The 1049-nt window shown below is 60.2% G+C and carries 1 protein-coding gene; it reads left to right on the top strand.

Annotated elements, in window-relative coordinates:
• Nucleotides 1-33: 33 nt before the first annotated feature.
• Nucleotides 34-1049: hypothetical protein (locus NA12_RS34290; RefSeq protein WP_207905687.1), on the top strand; the 1016-nt coding region annotated here is incomplete at its 3' end.

Below are 1049 nucleotides of genomic sequence, written 5' to 3'. Positions count from 1 at the left end.
TTGCTCAATGTCGATGGTGCGACGCTGAAGTCGTTGACGACAGCGTGTGAGGATCACGTCGCCGATATCCTCGGCCTCGCCAACGGGATCGAGGCGATCAAGTGGGACTCGGTCACCAACTGGACCTATAACAATTCCGAGCATACCAACGCGCGAAACTTGACAACCACTCTCCGCAGTATGGAGATGCTGTTCATGCAGTTGAAGAACAAGGCGCTCGAACTGGCCATCGCCTTACGTAAATATCACACAGTTGTCGCCGACATGGGTAATACATTCGCTGCCGCGTATAAAGCGTTCACGCATACCGAGTTGGACAACGAGAGTTTGTTCAACTCGCCGGGCGCGCGCAATCTGGCCCCTGACCTCATCATGTGGAGTCCGATCTCGGGCGGTTCGTGGAAGAACGGCCCGCCCAAGGCCACCGGTGGTGGATCCGGTGCGTCCGGTAGCAGCGGTGCGTCCGGTAGCAGTGGCGCGTCGGGCAGCACCATCGACATGCGCGCGCAGCGGGCCGTCGAGGCCGAAATCGAGTCCGGTGACCACTTCTCGCTGATGGACTACCTCAACATCGCGGCGATCTTCGACCGCAACGATGGCAAGGTGTGGGAAATGGCCGGACAGTGGCAGACGGCGTCGACGATCTGGAACAAGTCGGTGGAGAACTTTCGAATGAAAGTCGCACCCGCGTTCACGAGCGGTAATTGGAAGGGCGCCGGCGCCGACCAAGCCGTCGCGTGCTTGAACGCCTATTTCGACCAAGCGAGCGCGTTACGCGCCGCGATCGCCAATACCTCCGACCTACTCGGCGATACCGGCGACTTCGGCCTCTACTGTTGGGGACACCTACCCCGATACAGCCAAGCCACCTTCGAGAACAACGAAGTCGACGAGATCAACGGCATCGACGCGGCCAAAGATCTGTCCAATGTCATCCATTGGTGGGACTCGACCGAGGCAGGCTATATCGGCTACCCACCAGGCATGCGCCAACTCGCCGCCCGTATCCCCACCTACGCCGACCCCACACCACCCACCAACGCCAGCGG

Source organism: Nocardia alba NBRC 108234, from assembly GCF_001612665.1.
GTDB lineage: Bacteria > Actinomycetota > Actinomycetes > Mycobacteriales > Mycobacteriaceae > Nocardia > Nocardia alba.
The sequence above is the reverse complement of the archived record's forward strand: the minus strand, read 5'-3'. Positions and strand labels throughout refer to the sequence as shown.